Source organism: Citrobacter sp. MGH105 (assembly GCF_001037485.2).
Lineage (GTDB): Bacteria > Pseudomonadota > Gammaproteobacteria > Enterobacterales > Enterobacteriaceae > Citrobacter > Citrobacter portucalensis.
Genome location: NZ_CP073048.1, coordinates 4,211,088 through 4,225,604 on the forward strand (window position 1 = coordinate 4,211,088; position 14,517 = coordinate 4,225,604).

Below are 14,517 nucleotides of genomic sequence, written 5' to 3' on the forward strand. Positions count from 1 at the left end.
AAAAATCCTCTGAACCCGCTTTCCCGTTTTGTTTTTTGTCCCTCGCCGTCCTCCCGTGGGTTTGCCAAAGTAGCGCCAGCAAACTCAAGGAGCGAACGATGAACAAGCAACGAGGATTTACGCTTATCGAACTCATGGTGGTGATTGGCATTATTGCCATCCTTAGCGCCATCGGCATTCCGGCATATCAAAACTATCTGCGCAAAGCCGCGCTGACGGACATGCTGCAAACCTTTGTCCCCTATCGCACGGCGGTTGAGCTCTGTGCACTGGAGCATGGCGGAACAAATACCTGCGATGCCGGAACGAATGGTATCCCCTCTCCAACAACTACCCGTTACGTCTCAGCCATGAGCGTTGAAAAGGGAATTGTCAGTCTTAGTGGGCAGGAAAGCCTGAACGGGCTAAGCATCACCATGACGCCAGGTTGGGACAATGCCAACGGCATTACCGGCTGGAACCGAAACTGCGTCATCCAGAACGACAGCGCATTGCAGCAGGCCTGTGAAGACGTTTTCCGCTTTGATACCCACTAAGGAACAGAGATGAATACCACCCAACTTACGGCACTATGCCAACGTTATCAGGCAATATTACTGGATGCAGACAATGAAGTGGTGCATATCGCCGTCGTAGACGCCCCATCACACGAACTGCTGGATGCACTGCATTTTGCCACCACCCGACACATCGACATTGTCTGCTGGACACGTCAGCAAATGGAAGGCCACACGCATACACCACAGAAAATGCTCCCGGCAGTAGTCACGAAAAGCAGCGCCAGCGCAGCAGACTTGCTGAATCAGACGTTTCATTCCGCTCTGACGCAACGGGCTTCTGATATTCATTTTGAACCCGAGGAAAATCACTATCGAATCAGATTACGCGTAGATGGCGTGCTTCACGCTTTACCGGAAGTCACGACCGAGATGGGCATTGCCATCACCGCAAGGTTAAAAGTATTAGGCAGCCTGGATATCGCCGAGCATCGGCTTCCACAAGACGGACAATTTACCGTTGAGATTTCAGGAGAGCCGGTCTCGTTTCGCATCGCCACCCTGCCCTGTCGCTACGGCGAAAAATTCGTGTTACGGCTACTTCATCAGGTCGATCAGTCACTGGAGATCACGGCGCTGGGAATGCAAGACGCGCAGCTGGCCGCATTTTCGCAAGCCTTGCAGCAGCCTCAGGGGCTGATTCTGGTTACCGGACCTACCGGAAGCGGCAAAACGGTCACGCTGTACAGTGCGCTGCAAACCCGAAACACCCCGGATGTGAATCTTTGTAGCGTGGAAGATCCGGTAGAGATCCCGATCGCAGGTCTCAACCAGACGCAAATTCACCCACGCGCCGGCCTGACTTTTCAGGGAGTCTTACGTGCTCTGCTGCGCCAGGATCCCGACATTATCATGGTGGGTGAAATCCGCGATGGCGAAACGGCCGAAATAGCCCTTAAAGCAGCGCAAACCGGCCATCTGGTTCTTTCTACGCTGCATACCAATTCTACCAGTGAAACGCTGGTGCGCCTGCAACAAATGGGTGTCGCACGCTGGATGATCGCCTCCGCGCTGACGCTCGTTATTGCACAGCGGTTGGTCAGAAAGTTGTGCCCCCATTGCCGACAACGTCAGAGTACGCCTATCACGCTCCCGAAAACTGTCTGGCCTACACCACTACCGAATTGGCAGGCCCCTGGCTGCAAACATTGTTATCACGGATTTTATGGCCGTACGGCATTGTTTGAAGTCCTCCCGGTTACTCCGGCATTACGTCAGAGTATTGCCAGTGGCACATCCGTAGACGAAGTGGAATCTGATGCTCAGCAATCAGGAATGAGAACGCTTTTCGAGAATGGCTGTCAGGCCGTCGAGCAAGGGTTAACGACATTTGAAGAGCTGATTCGTGTACTGGGCATGCCCCATGTCCGCTAAACAGCTTTGGCGCTGGCAAGGCATTAACAACGAAGGTAAATCTCTGGAAGGAACGCTATGGGCCGATACCCGACCGTCATTGATGCTGGCTCTTGAGGAACAACAGATTACGCCGCTGCGCATTAAACGTATGCGTGTCAAAATCTCGCACTGGAGCCGTACAAGAAGTGCCGAAACCATACACCAGTTGGCGACATTGCTAAAGGCAGGGTTAACGCTCTCAACAGGTCTAGCTCTGCTTGCTGAACAGCATCCCAGCAGTCAATGGCAGGCGCTACTGCGTACGCTGGCTGACGATATGAAACAGGGCATTACCCTCTCCGCCTCGTTATCACAATGGCAACACGTTTTTCCGCCCCTTTACCAGGCAATGATCCGTACCGGAGAACTTACGGGTAAGCTGGACGACTGCTGTTTTGAACTCGCCTACCAGCAAAAGAAACAACAGCAACTTTCTGATAAAGTTAAAAAAGCCCTGCGCTATCCGATCATCATCATAACAATGGCGGTGATGGTCGTATTTGCGATGCTGCAGTTTGTACTCCCTGAGTTTGCCGCTATCTACCAGACGTTCAACACCCCGCTACCGGCGCTCACTCAGTGGATTATTACCATCGCACACTCTAGCAGCCAATGGGGATGGCTGGCGGTAGCGCTTGGCCTGGTAGCAGTTGCCACACATCATTTGATAAAGAAGAAACCGTACTGGCTCATTCTGCGCCAGAAATTGCTGCTCAGCCTCCCGGTCATAGGGCCGATGGTGAGAGGGCAAAAACTCACGCAGATATTCACTGTTCTGGCGTTAACGCAAAATGCGGGCATTCCCTTTTTGCAGGGTCTTGAGAGCGTTACCGATACGCTGGCTAACCCTTTCTGGTCGCAACGTTTAGCACTGGTTCAGCAGGACATCAACTCTGGAAAACCGATCTGGTTAGCGCTTAAAAATAGCTGTGAATTCAGCCCATTGTGTATACAGCTGGTCAGAACTGGTGAAGCTTCCGGCTCGCTGGATGCAATGCTGTGCAATCTTGCTCATCACCATGGCGAGAAAACCCTGGCTCAGGCTGAGAATTTGGCTGCATTACTTGAGCCTGCGTTGCTGGTCATTACGGGGCTTATCATCGGTACGCTGGTCGTCGCGATGTATTTACCGATTTTCCATTTGGGAGATGCGATGAGCGGGGTGGGATAGATTCAAATGCCGGATGGCGGCGTAACGCCATCAGGCATTTCACAGAACTAGCTGTTCTTACAGGCTATTGAAAACACGGTTTTCTTGTTCCTGTACACGAATAAACGTTGTACGTTTGGTCAGCTCTTTCAGACGGGATGCGCCCACATAGGTACAAGCAGAACGCAAACCGCCGAGGATATCGCGAGCGGTATTATCAACCGGGCCGCGCAGTGGCAGCTTGACGGTTTTACCTTCTGCAGCGCGGTACTGTGCAACACCACCTACGTGACGCGTCATGGCAGATTCAGAGCTCATACCGTAGAACAGCATGAATTTCTCACCGTTCTCTTCAACAATTTTGCCGCCACTTTCTTCATGACCAGCCAGCATGCCGCCGAGCATCACGAAGTCTGCGCCGCCACCGAACGCTTTTGCCACATCACCCGGCATTGTGCAGCCGCCGTCGCTGACAATCATGCCACCCAGACCGTGGGCTGCATCGGCGCATTCAATAACCGCAGAAAGCTGTGGATAGCCAACGCCGGTTTTTACACGCGTGGTACATACAGAACCTGGGCCAATGCCAACTTTAACAATATCAGCACCGGAGAGCACCAGCTCTTCGCACATTTCACCGGTGACCACATTGCCCGCACAGATCGTTTTTGTCGGCCATGCTTCACGCGCTTTTGACACGAACTGAACAAAATGCTCTGAGTAGCCATTGGCCACATCAATGCAGATAAAGTTCAACGCGGGGTTGAGCGCCAGAATCTGTTTAGTTTTTTCGAAATCTGCATCAGACGTACCGGTTGAAACCATTACGTGTTTAAGCACATCGGCAGAGCTCTCTGCGATGAAGGCGGCCCAGTCTTCAACAGAATAGTGTTTGTGCACGGCGGTCAGGATGTCGAAGGATGCCAGTGCCGTTGCCATGGCAAACGTCCCGACAGTGTCCATGTTCGCGGCAATAATAGGTACGCCGGACCAGGTCTGACCTGAATGCTTAAAGGTAAATTGACGTTCCAGCTCAACATCGGAACGGCTTTTGAGAGTAGAACGCTTAGGGCGGATAAGAACGTCTTTGAAACCTAACTTCAGATCTTCTTCGATACGCATGTGCGGATTCCTGGGGTTAATGGCGAAAAATCGAAACTCACAACTCCAGTGACGCTATCATACGCACTAATCAATGCCGCGCAAGACTGCGAAATTCTCTTTTTTTACGCTACAATCCCATAAATTTACCTGGCGAATAGTAGGTTAATCCTGCAGCAGCCTCGCCTTCGCACGCATAACTTTTAACTGTTTGATAATCAAACTTAAACTCCAGGATCGGCATCTATGAGGTATACGGTAGCCTTAACCGGCGGCATTGGCAGTGGTAAAAGCACCGTTGCAAATGCGTTCGCTGACCTCGGAATAAACGTCATTGATGCAGATATTATTGCGCGCCAGGTGGTTGAACCCGGCACACCTGCTCTTAAGGCGATCGAAGAACATTTTGGTTCCGACGTTATAGCCGCAGATGGATCGTTGCAGCGACGCATTTTACGCGAACGCATTTTTTCCAATCCTGAGGAGAAAAGCTGGCTGAATGCTCTGCTTCATCCGCTTATTCAGCAGGAAACCCAGCGTCAGTTTCAGCAAGCAACCTCTCCTTATCTGATATGGGTTGTCCCTTTGCTGGTGGAAAATTCGCTGTATAAAAAAGCCGACCGCGTACTCGTGGTGGATGTCACCCCCGAAACCCAGCTCAGACGCACCATGCAGCGTGATGACGTCACGCGTGAGCATGTTGAACAAATTCTTGCTGCCCAGGCAACGCGTGAAGCGCGGCTGGCCGTGGCAGACGATGTTATTGATAATAATGGCGCACCGGAAGCCATCGCCTCGGATGTCGCCCGCCTGCACGCGCTCTATTTGCAATGCGCGTCGCAGTTTGTCTCACAGGAAAAACCGTAATGCACACCCAGGTCCTTTTTGAACACCCTCTCAATGAGAAGATGCGTACATGGCTGCGCATTGAGTTTTTAATCCAACAGCTCTCCGTTAATTTGCCCATTGCTGACCATGCCGGCGCTCTGCATTTTTTCCGCAATATCGGTGATTTACTGGATGTATTTGAACGCGGCGAAGTCCGTACCGAACTCCTCAAAGAACTGGAGCGACAGCAGCGTAAACTCCAGGCCTGGGTCGAAGTTCCCGGCGTCGATCAAAGCAGAATAGACTCTTTGCGTCAGCAGCTAAAAAGTGCAGGTAGCATTCTGATTTCTGCCCCGCGTATTGGACAGACGCTGCGCGAAGATCGTCTGATTGGTCTCGTACGTCAGCGTTTAAGTATTCCTGGCGGGTGCTGCAGTTTCGATCTGCCGACCCTGCATATCTGGTTACACCTGGCACAGTCGCATCGTGACGCGCAGGTTGAAACCTGGCTTGCCAGCCTGAATCCGCTCAATCAGGCGCTGTCGCTGGTACTGGATTTAATTCGCAACTCAGCGCCGTTTCGTAAGCAAACCAGCCTGAATGGTTTTTATCAGGACAACGGCGAAGATGCAGATCTGCTGCGCTTACAGCTGCCGCTTGATTCGCTGCTTTATCCGCAAATTTCTGGTCATAAGAGCCGTTTTGCCATCCGCTTTATGCCGCTGGATAGCGAGAATGGTCAGGTGCCTGAGCGCCTCGATTTTGAACTGGCGTGCTGTTAAGGAGTCAACATGTCTGAACAAACCATCGTCAACTGCCCAACCTGCGGCAAGCCTGTAGTATGGGCTGAGGTCAGTCCGTTTCGCCCATTCTGCAGCAAGCGCTGCCAGTTAATCGATCTGGGAGAGTGGGCCGCAGAAGAGAAACGCATCCCAAGCTCAGGTGATCTGTCAGAAAGCGACGACTGGAGTGAAGAGCAGAAGTAATTCTGCTAAAACGGTGGGTCGGATAAGGCAATGCCGCATCCGACATTTTATGTTGCTTTGCCTGATGGCGCTGCGCTTATCAGGCCTACGAACTAAAACGTAGGGCGGGCAAGCGTAGCGCCCCCGCCATAATTTGCCGGATGCGGCGTTGCCTTATCCGGCCTATAGCACCATTAGCCAGCTATCAGCTTTTCAATGACCGGTGCATTCGCGGGCGGGAAATCCTGCGCATTCAGAGCATCTTGGGCAATCCACTGCGCCGGTTGCCCCTCTTTTCCCCACGGCTCGCCTTCCCAGCTTTCAACCAGCCAGAACCACAGAGTGATATGCCTGTCCGGAAACTGATACTCCAGCTTTTCGAACAATGAGCTTTGAGTCGGCGTGATCCCCACTTCTTCCTGTAGCTCGCGAATCAGCGCCTGCTCCGGCGTTTCGCCCGCTTCAATTTTCCCGCCGGGGAACTCCAGCTTATTGGCCATGTGGGCATCAGCCGCACGCTGGGTGATAAAAATTTCATGTTGCTGATTACGAATAATCCCGACGGCGATTTGCAGTATTTTCATCTTTATCGTCCATAAAAAAGGCGCAGAATTCTGCGCCTTTTCAGTAAGTTATTTTCTTAGCTCAGACGGCCGTGGCACTGTTTGTATTTTTTGCCAGAGCCGCAAGGACACGGATCGTTACGACCCACTTTACGATCGCCGGTTTGTGCTGCCAGCTCTTCTGCCGCGGCAGAATCGTCGCCTTTATGACTCAACTGCTGCATCTGCGCTAAGCGCTCAGCTTCTTCACGACGCTGCTGCTCCATGGCTTCGACTTCTTCAGGCATACGCACCTGAACTTTGCTCAGGGTGCTGATCACTTCATATTTCAGTGATTCCAGCATTGACGCAAACATAGAGAAGGATTCACGCTTGTATTCCTGCTTCGGATCTTTTTGCGCATAACCACGCAGGTGGATACCCTGGCGCAGATAGTCCATCGCAGCAAGGTGCTCTTTCCACAGGGAGTCGAGAGTTTGCAGCATCACGCCTTTTTCGAAGTGACGCATCATCTCCGCGCCCACAACTTCTTCTTTACGCTGATAAACTTCGATGGCGTTTGCCAGGATACGTTCACGCAGCGTTTCTTCGTGCAGCTCAGGCTCTTTATCCAGCCACTCTGAAATCGGCATCTCAAGATCGAAGTCGTTTTTCAGACGTTCCTGCAGACCCGGGATATCCCACATTTCTTCCAGAGACTGCGGCGGAATATAGGCATCAATAGTTGCTTTGAAGACATCTTCACGGATGCTGTTGATGGTTTCGCTAACGTCAGTTACGTCCAGCAGTTCATTACGCTGGGTGTAGATAGCACGGCGCTGATCGTTGGCAACGTCATCATATTCCAGCAGCTGCTTACGAATATCGAAGTTGCGGCTTTCCACTTTACGCTGTGCGTTAGCAATTGCTTTGGTCACCCATGGGTGTTCAATGGCTTCGCCAGGCTTCATACCCAGTTTACGCATCATGCCTGACACGCGGTCAGAGGCAAAAATACGCATCAGCGCATCTTCCATCGACAGATAGAAACGGGAAGAGCCCGCATCACCCTGACGACCCGAACGACCACGCAGCTGGTTATCGATACGGCGAGATTCGTGACGCTCGGTACCGATAATATGCAAGCCACCGGCAGCTAATACCGCGTCATGGCGAACCTGCCAATCGGCTTTAATCTGCGCGATTTGTTCCGGAGTTGGGTTTTCCAGCTCGGCAACTTCCGCCTGCCAGCTACCGCCCAGTACGATATCGGTACCACGACCGGCCATGTTCGTCGCGATAGTCACGGCTGACGGGTAACCCGCCTGGGCGACGATTGCAGCTTCGTTGGCGTGGAACTTGGCGTTCAGAACATTGTGTTTGATACCCGCTTTGCTCAGCTCGTTAGACACTACTTCCGATTTTTCAATGGAGATAGTACCTACCAGCACCGGCTGGCCATTTGCAGTACGTTCTTTAATATCTTCAATGATCGCCTGAATTTTTTCCGCTTCGGTCATGTACACCAGATCCGGTAAATCCTTACGGATCATCGGACGGTTGGTCGGCACAACCACGGTATCCAGTTTGTAGATGGAGCTAAATTCAAACGCTTCAGTGTCGGCTGTACCGGTCATACCGGCCAGTTTTTCGTACAAACGGAAGTAGTTCTGGAAGGTAATAGATGCCAGCGTCTGGTTCTCGTTCTGGATCTCTACGCCTTCTTTAGCTTCAACAGCCTGGTGCAGACCATCGGACCAGCGACGCCCCTGCATGGTACGACCGGTGTGTTCATCGACGATGATAACTTCGCCGTCTTTCACGATGTAGTCTACGTCGCGGGTAAACAGCACGTGCGCACGCAGTGCGGCAGTCACGTGGTGCATCAGCATAATGTTGCCTGGAGAGTACAGTGACTCGCCCTCGTCCATAATGCCTTCGTTAACCAGCAGCTCTTCAATCAGTACCAGACCACGTTCGGTCAGGTTAACCTGGCGCGCTTTCTCATCAACTGAGAAGTGGCCTTCGCCCTGGAACGTGTCGGAATCTTCCTTCTCCTGACGGATCAGGTGCGGGATGATTTTATTAACTTTTTTGTACATTTCCGAGCTGTCTTCAGCCGGGCCGGAAATGATCAGCGGCGTACGCGCTTCATCGATCAGGATGGAGTCGACTTCATCGACCAGCGCATAGTGCAGTTTACGTTGAACACGCTCTTCCGGACTAAACGCCATGTTGTCACGCAGGTAGTCAAAGCCGTATTCGTTGTTGGTACCGTAAGTAATATCGGCGTTGTAGGCTTCACGCTTGGCTGGTGCAGGCAGGCCAGACATGTTGATACCAACGGTCATGCCGAGGAATTCAAACAGCGGGCGGTTATTTTCGGCATCACGCTGAGCCAGATAGTCGTTCACGGTAACCACGTGTACGCCCTTCCCGCTTAATGCGTTCAGGTAGGCTGGCAGCGTCGCGGTAAGGGTTTTACCTTCACCAGTACGCATTTCCGCGATGCAGCGATCGTTAAGCACCATACCGCCCAGCAGCTGAACGTCGAAGTGACGCATACCGAACACGCGTTTACTCGCTTCACGCACTACTGCGAACGCTTCCGGGATCAGGCTCTCAACGCTGGCACCTTTTTCCAGACGGGCGCGGAATTCAGCGGTCTTCGCTTTCAGTTCATCATCGGAGAGTTTTTCCATCTCCGGTTCCATCGCGTTGATGACATTGACCACTTTACGCATACGACGCAGCGTACGCTCGTTACGGCTACCGAATACTTTCGTTAATAATTTGATTAGCATAATAAAATCTCAAACGCCCCGCGGTGCGGAGTCAAAAATTATAAGTTGGAAGGTTCTTTTTTAGCTGAGGCGTTGAGGACCAGCGCGGATACCCTGCAGCTGGCTGATCCAGACCGGAACGCTAAACGCGGCCTGAGAGGTAAAGTGTGCGTATGTCACGCGACTTACTGTCGCGGGCGGAGTGCCTTCTTGCGTCAGCATCGCGCTGAGCGTATTCAGTAACGCAAGATGGTGCGCCTGAATTGGCAATGGCTCTTCGGCAACGGGCAACGCCTGAGGTGCCATGGCAAAAGAAAGATGGCGGATAACCGTACGAATGGCATGTTGATGCCAGTAATCGACGGTAAAATTTGGGCGGCGATTAGTCGCTTCCAGCAAAGCAAGCTGGCTAAAGTTAACTTTAGCGCCTTGATCGTGATTGCTGGCGGTCGCCTTCGCGGGGGTATTAGGTTCAGCAGCATTACCGAGCGCGGGCAGGCCAAAACTAGCCGCGACCATCCCCAACAGGAGATGCGGCCAGAAGTACCGTCTGCCTAACTGTCGCCAGCGCGTCAGTATTCCACTCACGTTATTGCCACCTGATATACCCTGCGTTTGGGGTTACAAATGCAAAACCATTTTTTGCGCACAAATCTTACCATTAATGCGTTCGCACCACAGCAGTAATGACAGCAAGTCGCGGGTAAATATGCTTAAGAAAGCAGCGATCGAACGGTATTTTAATCTACCTGTGGGGAAAAAGTCGCTTCAGATAAGGTGGTTTGCACTCGGAAGATAAAAAAACGACTGGTTCACCTGGCCGGAGAGAGTGCCAGATTTACCAGTCGAATTTATGCGACAGCGTATGTCGTTATGCCAGTACGGTCGATGGTGCTTTGAACGCCAACGGCAGTTCTGCATCGTCCTGGAAGGTCACATATTCCCAGGCTTCCTGTTTTGCCAGGACCGCCTGTAACAGTTTGTTATTCAATGCATGACCGGATTTATACGCGGTAAATGCACCAATAATGTTGTGACCACACATGAACAAGTCACCGATCGCGTCGAGCATTTTGTGACGAACGAATTCATCTTCAAAACGCAGGCCGTCTTCGTTCAATACGCGATAATCGTCAACAACGATGGCACAATCGAAGCTGCCGCCCAGGCACAGGCCGCGGGACTGCAGATATTCGATATCACGCATGAAGCCGAAAGTACGCGCACGGCTGATCTGACGCATGAACGCATCCGCAGAGAAGTTCATCGCGTAGCGCTGCGTGCTGGAGTCGATCGCCGGATGGTTAAAGTCGATGGTGAAATCCAACGTAAAACCATTATACGGCTTAAACTCAGCCCACTTATCGCCATCTTCGACACGAACGGTCTCTTTGATGCGAACAAATTTTTTGGCGCTGCTCAGTTCTTCAATACCTGCATCAAGCAGCAGATAAACGAACGGAGCGGCACTGCCATCCATGATCGGGATTTCCGGTGCGTTAACTTCAATAACGATGTTATCGATACCTAAACCCGCCAGAGCAGCATTAAGGTGCTCTACGGTTGAAATCCGTACATCATGCTCATTGACCAGACACGTACAGAGCATGGTATCACGCACAGATTTGGCATCGGCCGGGAAATCTACCGGAGGATTCAAGTCGGTGCGACGATAGATGACCCCGGTGTTGGCCGGCGCAGGGCGTAATGTCAGGGTGACTTTTTTGCCGGTATGCAAACCGACGCCAGTCGCCTGAACGATACGTTTAAGAGTCCTTTGTTTGATCATCGTATAATCTCGCCAAATTACCTATCCAACCGAAGTGTACTATACATTCGGTGGGCCAGTTTAGCACAAAGAGCCACAATTCCCAAATTCCAGCTAATTCTTAATCAGCTTGCTTACGCAGGAATGCTGGGATATCCAGATAATCCGGCTCTTTGGTGGTTTGCGGCGTATTGTCGTTAACCACTTTCGCTACCGGTTTCTGCTCTTGCGTCAACGGCGCCATGCCGTGCTGCTGGTAACGATCCATTACCGGCTGCTGTACCTGCTTGTTGGTCACCAGAGTGATTTCAGGACGTTTGTCCATACCAATTCCAGTTGCAACAACGGTGACGCGCAGTTCGTCGTTCATATCCGGGTCCAGGGAGGTACCGATAACCACGGTCGCATTATCCGATGCAAAGGCACGAATCGTGTTACCGACGGTTTCGAACTCATCCAGACGCAGGTCGAAGCCCGCAGTAATGTTGACCAGCACGCCGCGCGCACCAGACAGATCGATGTCTTCCAGCAGCGGAGAAGAGATAGCCATTTCAGCCGCTTCTTCTGCACGGTCTTCACCGCTTGCCACGCCTGAACCCATCATCGCGTAGCCCATTTCGGACATCACGGTGCGCACGTCTGCAAAGTCGACGTTCATCAGGCCCGGACGAGTAATCAGTTCAGCGATACCCTGGACTGCGCCTTTCAGCACGTCGTTCGCTGCGCCAAACGCATCCAGCAGGGAGATACCGCGACCCAGCACTTTCAGCAGCTTGTCATTCGGAATAGTGATCAGAGAGTCCACATGTTTGGACAGCTCGGTGATACCCTGTTCCGCGAATGCCATACGCTTCTTACCTTCAAAGTTGAAAGGCTTAGTCACGACAGCAACGGTCAGAATACCTAAATCTTTTGCTACTTCAGCAACCACTGGCGCGGCACCGGTACCGGTACCGCCGCCCATGCCAGCTGCGATAAACACCATGTCTGCGCCGTCAAGCGCTGCACGCAGAGCTTCACGATCTTCGTCTGCCGCATTACGGCCTACTTCCGGGTTTGCACCCGCGCCCAGACCTTTGGTGATGCCGCTACCAATCTGAATGGTCTGTCCAACCGCCGTTTTACGCAACGCCTGAGCGTCGGTATTCACCGCGAAGAATTCAACACCTTCGATGCGCTCGCGCACCATGTGTTCAACGGCATTACCGCCGCCGCCGCCGACGCCGATGACTTTAATCACCGCGTCATTGGTAAGTTCCATAGGTTCAAACATAGTTTCTCTCTCCGTTGTGCCTGTCGCCTGAGACCGTTAATGTGCGTTGGTCTCTTTAAAAATTAAAACTCTTTTCGCAGCCAGCTATTGAGTCGTTTGATCCACGAGCCAACTGATGCCGTAACGCGTTTTTCAACTTCAGCCTCACCACTCAAATGGGATTCTTTCCCGTAGTGAAGCAGCCCCACTGCCGTTGAATAATACGGCTCCTGGGCATAATCCGTCAGACCAGTGATATTCAGCGGTGCGCCAATACGTACTTGCGTATGGAACACGCGCTGTGCGCAGGCCGCAAGACCTTCAATTTGCGCAGCGCCACCGGTTAACACAATCCCCGCCGCCAGATGATGTTTCACACCCTGCTGGCGAAGCTGTTCTTGTAATTGCAAAATTTCTTCGTTGACCAGGTTGAGCAGCTCGGTATAACGCGGCTCAATGACCTCTGCCAGGGTCTGACGTTGCAGGCTACGCGGTGGACGACCACCTACGCTTGGCACTTCAACGCTTTCGTCTTTACCCACGATGGAGCCCAGCGCGCAACCATGGCGCACTTTGATGGCTTCAGCATCGCTCGGCGGCGTACCAAAGGCATACGCGATATCGCTGGTCACTACATTCCCTGCATAAGGGATAACTTTAGTGTGGCGCAACGCCCCGCCAGTATAAACGGCGATGTCCATTGTACCACCACCAATATCCACCACGCAGACACCCAGCTCACGTTCATCTTCCGTCAACACGGAATAACTGGCTGCCAACCCGGCAAAAATCAGTTGGTCAACTTTCAGACCACAACGTTCAACGGCTTTGACAATGTTCTTTGCCATGTCGTTGTGGCAGGTAATAAGATGGACTTTTGCCTGCATACGCACGCCGGAAAGACCGACCGGATTTTTAATGCCTTCCTGGTAGTCGATGGCGTATTCCTGCGGAATAACGTGCAGAACACGATGTTCATCGCGAACACGTACGGATTTTGCCGTATGTACCACGTTTTCCACATCTTCCTGCGTCACTTCCTCTTCGGAAATGGGCACCATACCAATTTCATTTTGACAGCTAATATGTTTACCGGAAAGTGCCAGATACACCGAGGAAATCTGGCAATCTGCCATCAGTTCAGCCTGGTCAATGGCGCGCTGTACGCACTTCACCACTGACTCAAGGTCATTCACCCCGCCTTTATCCATACCTCGCGATGGGCAACTGCCCACGCCAATGATATTGACCATACCGTCGGGCAGAACTTCCCCTACTAAAGCGGCTACCTTCGCGGTGCCAATCTCCAGTCCAACTACCAGTTTTCTGTCCGTCGCCTTGATCATTGTTGTTCTGCCTGTGCCTGATTCTGTTGCTGATTAGATTCCTCAGGAGGCAAGGGAACCCAGCCTACTGCCGCTCCTGAGTCATAACGCAAATCAACGTAGCTAATCCGTTTGCCATCGGTTTGCGCCTGCTGCTGTAAAACCGGGTAGAGTTCCACAAAGCGAGCCAAACGTTTTATCGTATCGCCCCTGCCCAGATTCAGCTTAATATCGTTATTCAGCGTCAACTGCCAGGAACGACGAGCGGTCATCGCCGCTTCCTTCAGGGTGAATCTATCCTTAGCCAGCACCTGCCCCATATCGCGGAACCCTTGCAACACTTCACTTGCGCTGCCTTCCGGCCCATACAACATGGGTAATACCTGCTTATTGGCCCGACCGGTTGGAACACTGAACGTATTTCCTTCAGCATCCACCATATGTTGGTCATTCCAACGCGCAATGGGCACATATTCAACCAGATGAATCTTCAATTCATCGGGCCATTGCTTTCTGACGCTCGCCTGTTTAATCCAGGGGAGGCGTTCAATTTGACTCTGAATGATGTTCACATCCTGAGTCATAAAGGTTCCCGGAGCGCCCAGCGCCAAAATGGACTGACGAATATCGTCATTGCGCGTGTAATGTCGTTCGCCGGTTAACACCAGTTTCGATAAAGGCAAACGTTGCGCATCTTCCATCCATCCCAACACTACCCAGCCGCTGACAAACACGGTGCACAGCACTGTCAGCAGGAACAATATTCCTGCAAGACGCGTTCCATTATTGCGGCGTGAGGAGTTTACTTCTTCTTCATCACCGTTTCGCGTGTTCAGCGCAGCCTGCGACAT

Annotated in this window: 14 protein-coding genes; 6 read left to right on the plus strand and 8 right to left on the minus strand. The window is 52.1% G+C overall.

What is annotated here, in order from left to right; genetic code table 11:
- The first annotated feature begins 98 nt into the window (after positions 1-98).
- Genes ppdD through hofC form a run of 3 tightly spaced genes read left to right on the plus strand, consistent with a single transcriptional unit; the run spans position 99 to position 3,123 of the window.
- Positions 99-536: a prepilin peptidase-dependent pilin gene (ppdD, locus tag SK35_RS20265; protein WP_048214935.1), complete on the plus strand. Its 438-nt coding sequence runs from the start codon at positions 99-101 to the stop codon at positions 534-536.
- A gap of 9 nt (positions 537-545) precedes the next feature.
- Positions 546-1,931, plus strand: coding sequence for a type II secretion system protein GspE (gene gspE, locus SK35_RS20270; RefSeq protein ID WP_048214936.1), 1,386 nt, complete (start codon positions 546-548; stop codon positions 1,929-1,931).
- Complete coding sequence (gene hofC / locus SK35_RS20275) at positions 1,921-3,123, plus strand: protein transport protein HofC (RefSeq protein ID WP_048214937.1); 1,203 nt, start codon at positions 1,921-1,923, stop codon at positions 3,121-3,123. Before gspE ends, hofC begins: the two co-directional genes overlap by 11 nt.
- Positions 3,124-3,180: 57 nt before the next feature.
- Here hofC and SK35_RS20280 read toward each other — a convergent pair whose 3' ends face one another.
- Entirely contained in the window at positions 3,181-4,224 is a 1,044-nt protein-coding gene (locus SK35_RS20280; RefSeq protein WP_003829510.1) for a GMP reductase, read from the minus strand.
- A 225-nt stretch (positions 4,225-4,449) separates the two neighbouring features.
- Here SK35_RS20280 and coaE point away from each other — a divergent pair, with 225 nt between their 5' ends.
- The 3 genes from coaE to yacG are packed head-to-tail and all read left to right on the plus strand — an operon-like array spanning position 4,450 to position 6,017.
- Positions 4,450-5,070, plus strand: coding sequence for a dephospho-CoA kinase (gene coaE / locus SK35_RS20285; RefSeq protein ID WP_048214938.1), 621 nt, complete (start codon positions 4,450-4,452; stop codon positions 5,068-5,070).
- Positions 5,070-5,813 carry a cell division protein ZapD gene (gene zapD / locus SK35_RS20290; RefSeq protein ID WP_003829513.1) on the plus strand — a complete coding sequence of 248 codons (744 nt, stop codon included), beginning with the start codon at positions 5,070-5,072 and terminating at the stop codon, positions 5,811-5,813. The genes coaE and zapD overlap by 1 nt, the downstream gene beginning before the upstream one ends.
- Positions 5,814-5,822: 9 nt before the next feature.
- Positions 5,823-6,017 (plus strand): DNA gyrase inhibitor YacG, encoded by a 195-nt coding sequence (gene yacG / locus SK35_RS20295; protein WP_003018740.1) that lies wholly within the window; start codon positions 5,823-5,825, stop codon positions 6,015-6,017.
- A gap of 173 nt (positions 6,018-6,190) precedes the next feature.
- Here yacG and mutT read toward each other — a convergent pair whose 3' ends face one another.
- From mutT to ftsQ, 7 genes are all read right to left on the minus strand, one after another.
- Positions 6,191-6,580: an 8-oxo-dGTP diphosphatase MutT gene (gene mutT, locus SK35_RS20300; protein ID WP_008786200.1), complete on the minus strand. Its 390-nt coding sequence runs from the start codon at positions 6,578-6,580 to the stop codon at positions 6,191-6,193.
- Positions 6,581-6,636: 56 nt separating this feature from the next.
- Positions 6,637-9,342 carry a preprotein translocase subunit SecA gene (secA, locus tag SK35_RS20305; RefSeq protein ID WP_008786199.1) on the minus strand — a complete coding sequence of 902 codons (2,706 nt, stop codon included), beginning with the start codon at positions 9,340-9,342 and terminating at the stop codon, positions 6,637-6,639.
- A 60-nt stretch (positions 9,343-9,402) separates the two neighbouring features.
- Positions 9,403-9,909, minus strand: a complete 507-nt coding sequence (gene secM / locus SK35_RS20310; RefSeq protein ID WP_003829520.1) for a secA translation cis-regulator SecM — start codon at positions 9,907-9,909, stop codon at positions 9,403-9,405.
- Positions 9,910-10,192: 283 nt separating this feature from the next.
- On the minus strand, positions 10,193-11,110 hold the full coding sequence (gene lpxC / locus SK35_RS20315; RefSeq protein WP_006686706.1) for a UDP-3-O-acyl-N-acetylglucosamine deacetylase: 918 nt from the start codon (positions 11,108-11,110) through the stop codon (positions 10,193-10,195).
- Positions 11,111-11,210: 100 nt separating this feature from the next.
- Entirely contained in the window at positions 11,211-12,362 is a 1,152-nt protein-coding gene (gene ftsZ, locus SK35_RS20320) for a cell division protein FtsZ (protein ID WP_003018753.1), read from the minus strand.
- A gap of 62 nt (positions 12,363-12,424) precedes the next feature.
- Positions 12,425-13,687 (minus strand): cell division protein FtsA, encoded by a 1,263-nt coding sequence (gene ftsA / locus SK35_RS20325; RefSeq protein ID WP_003018755.1) that lies wholly within the window; start codon positions 13,685-13,687, stop codon positions 12,425-12,427.
- The gene (gene ftsQ / locus SK35_RS20330) at positions 13,684-14,517 is read right to left on the minus strand and encodes a cell division protein FtsQ (protein ID WP_003018758.1); all 834 of its coding nucleotides are present in this window, start codon (positions 14,515-14,517) and stop codon (positions 13,684-13,686) included. Before ftsQ ends, ftsA begins: the two co-directional genes overlap by 4 nt.

What these genes read in the sequence shown, in the direction of transcription:
- ppdD (WP_048214935.1), top strand. Translation starts at nt 99, where the DNA reads ATGAACAAGCAACGAGGATTTACGCTTATCGAACTCATGGTGGTGATT.
- gspE (WP_048214936.1), top strand. Translation starts at nt 546, where the DNA reads ATGAATACCACCCAACTTACGGCACTATGCCAACGTTATCAGGCAATA.
- hofC (WP_048214937.1), top strand. Translation starts at nt 1,921, where the DNA reads ATGTCCGCTAAACAGCTTTGGCGCTGGCAAGGCATTAACAACGAAGGT.
- SK35_RS20280 (WP_003829510.1), bottom strand. Translation starts at nt 4,224, where the DNA reads ATGCGTATCGAAGAAGATCTGAAGTTAGGTTTCAAAGACGTTCTTATC.
- coaE (WP_048214938.1), top strand. Translation starts at nt 4,450, where the DNA reads ATGAGGTATACGGTAGCCTTAACCGGCGGCATTGGCAGTGGTAAAAGC.
- zapD (WP_003829513.1), top strand. Translation starts at nt 5,070, where the DNA reads ATGCACACCCAGGTCCTTTTTGAACACCCTCTCAATGAGAAGATGCGT.
- yacG (WP_003018740.1), top strand. Translation starts at nt 5,823, where the DNA reads ATGTCTGAACAAACCATCGTCAACTGCCCAACCTGCGGCAAGCCTGTA.
- mutT (WP_008786200.1), bottom strand. Translation starts at nt 6,580, where the DNA reads ATGAAAATACTGCAAATCGCCGTCGGGATTATTCGTAATCAGCAACAT.
- secA (WP_008786199.1), bottom strand. Translation starts at nt 9,342, where the DNA reads ATGCTAATCAAATTATTAACGAAAGTATTCGGTAGCCGTAACGAGCGT.
- lpxC (WP_006686706.1), bottom strand. Translation starts at nt 11,110, where the DNA reads ATGATCAAACAAAGGACTCTTAAACGTATCGTTCAGGCGACTGGCGTC.
- ftsZ (WP_003018753.1), bottom strand. Translation starts at nt 12,362, where the DNA reads ATGTTTGAACCTATGGAACTTACCAATGACGCGGTGATTAAAGTCATC.
- ftsA (WP_003018755.1), bottom strand. Translation starts at nt 13,687, where the DNA reads ATGATCAAGGCGACGGACAGAAAACTGGTAGTTGGACTGGAGATTGGC.
- ftsQ (WP_003018758.1), bottom strand. Translation starts at nt 14,517, where the DNA reads ATGTCGCAGGCTGCGCTGAACACGCGAAACGGTGATGAAGAAGAAGTA.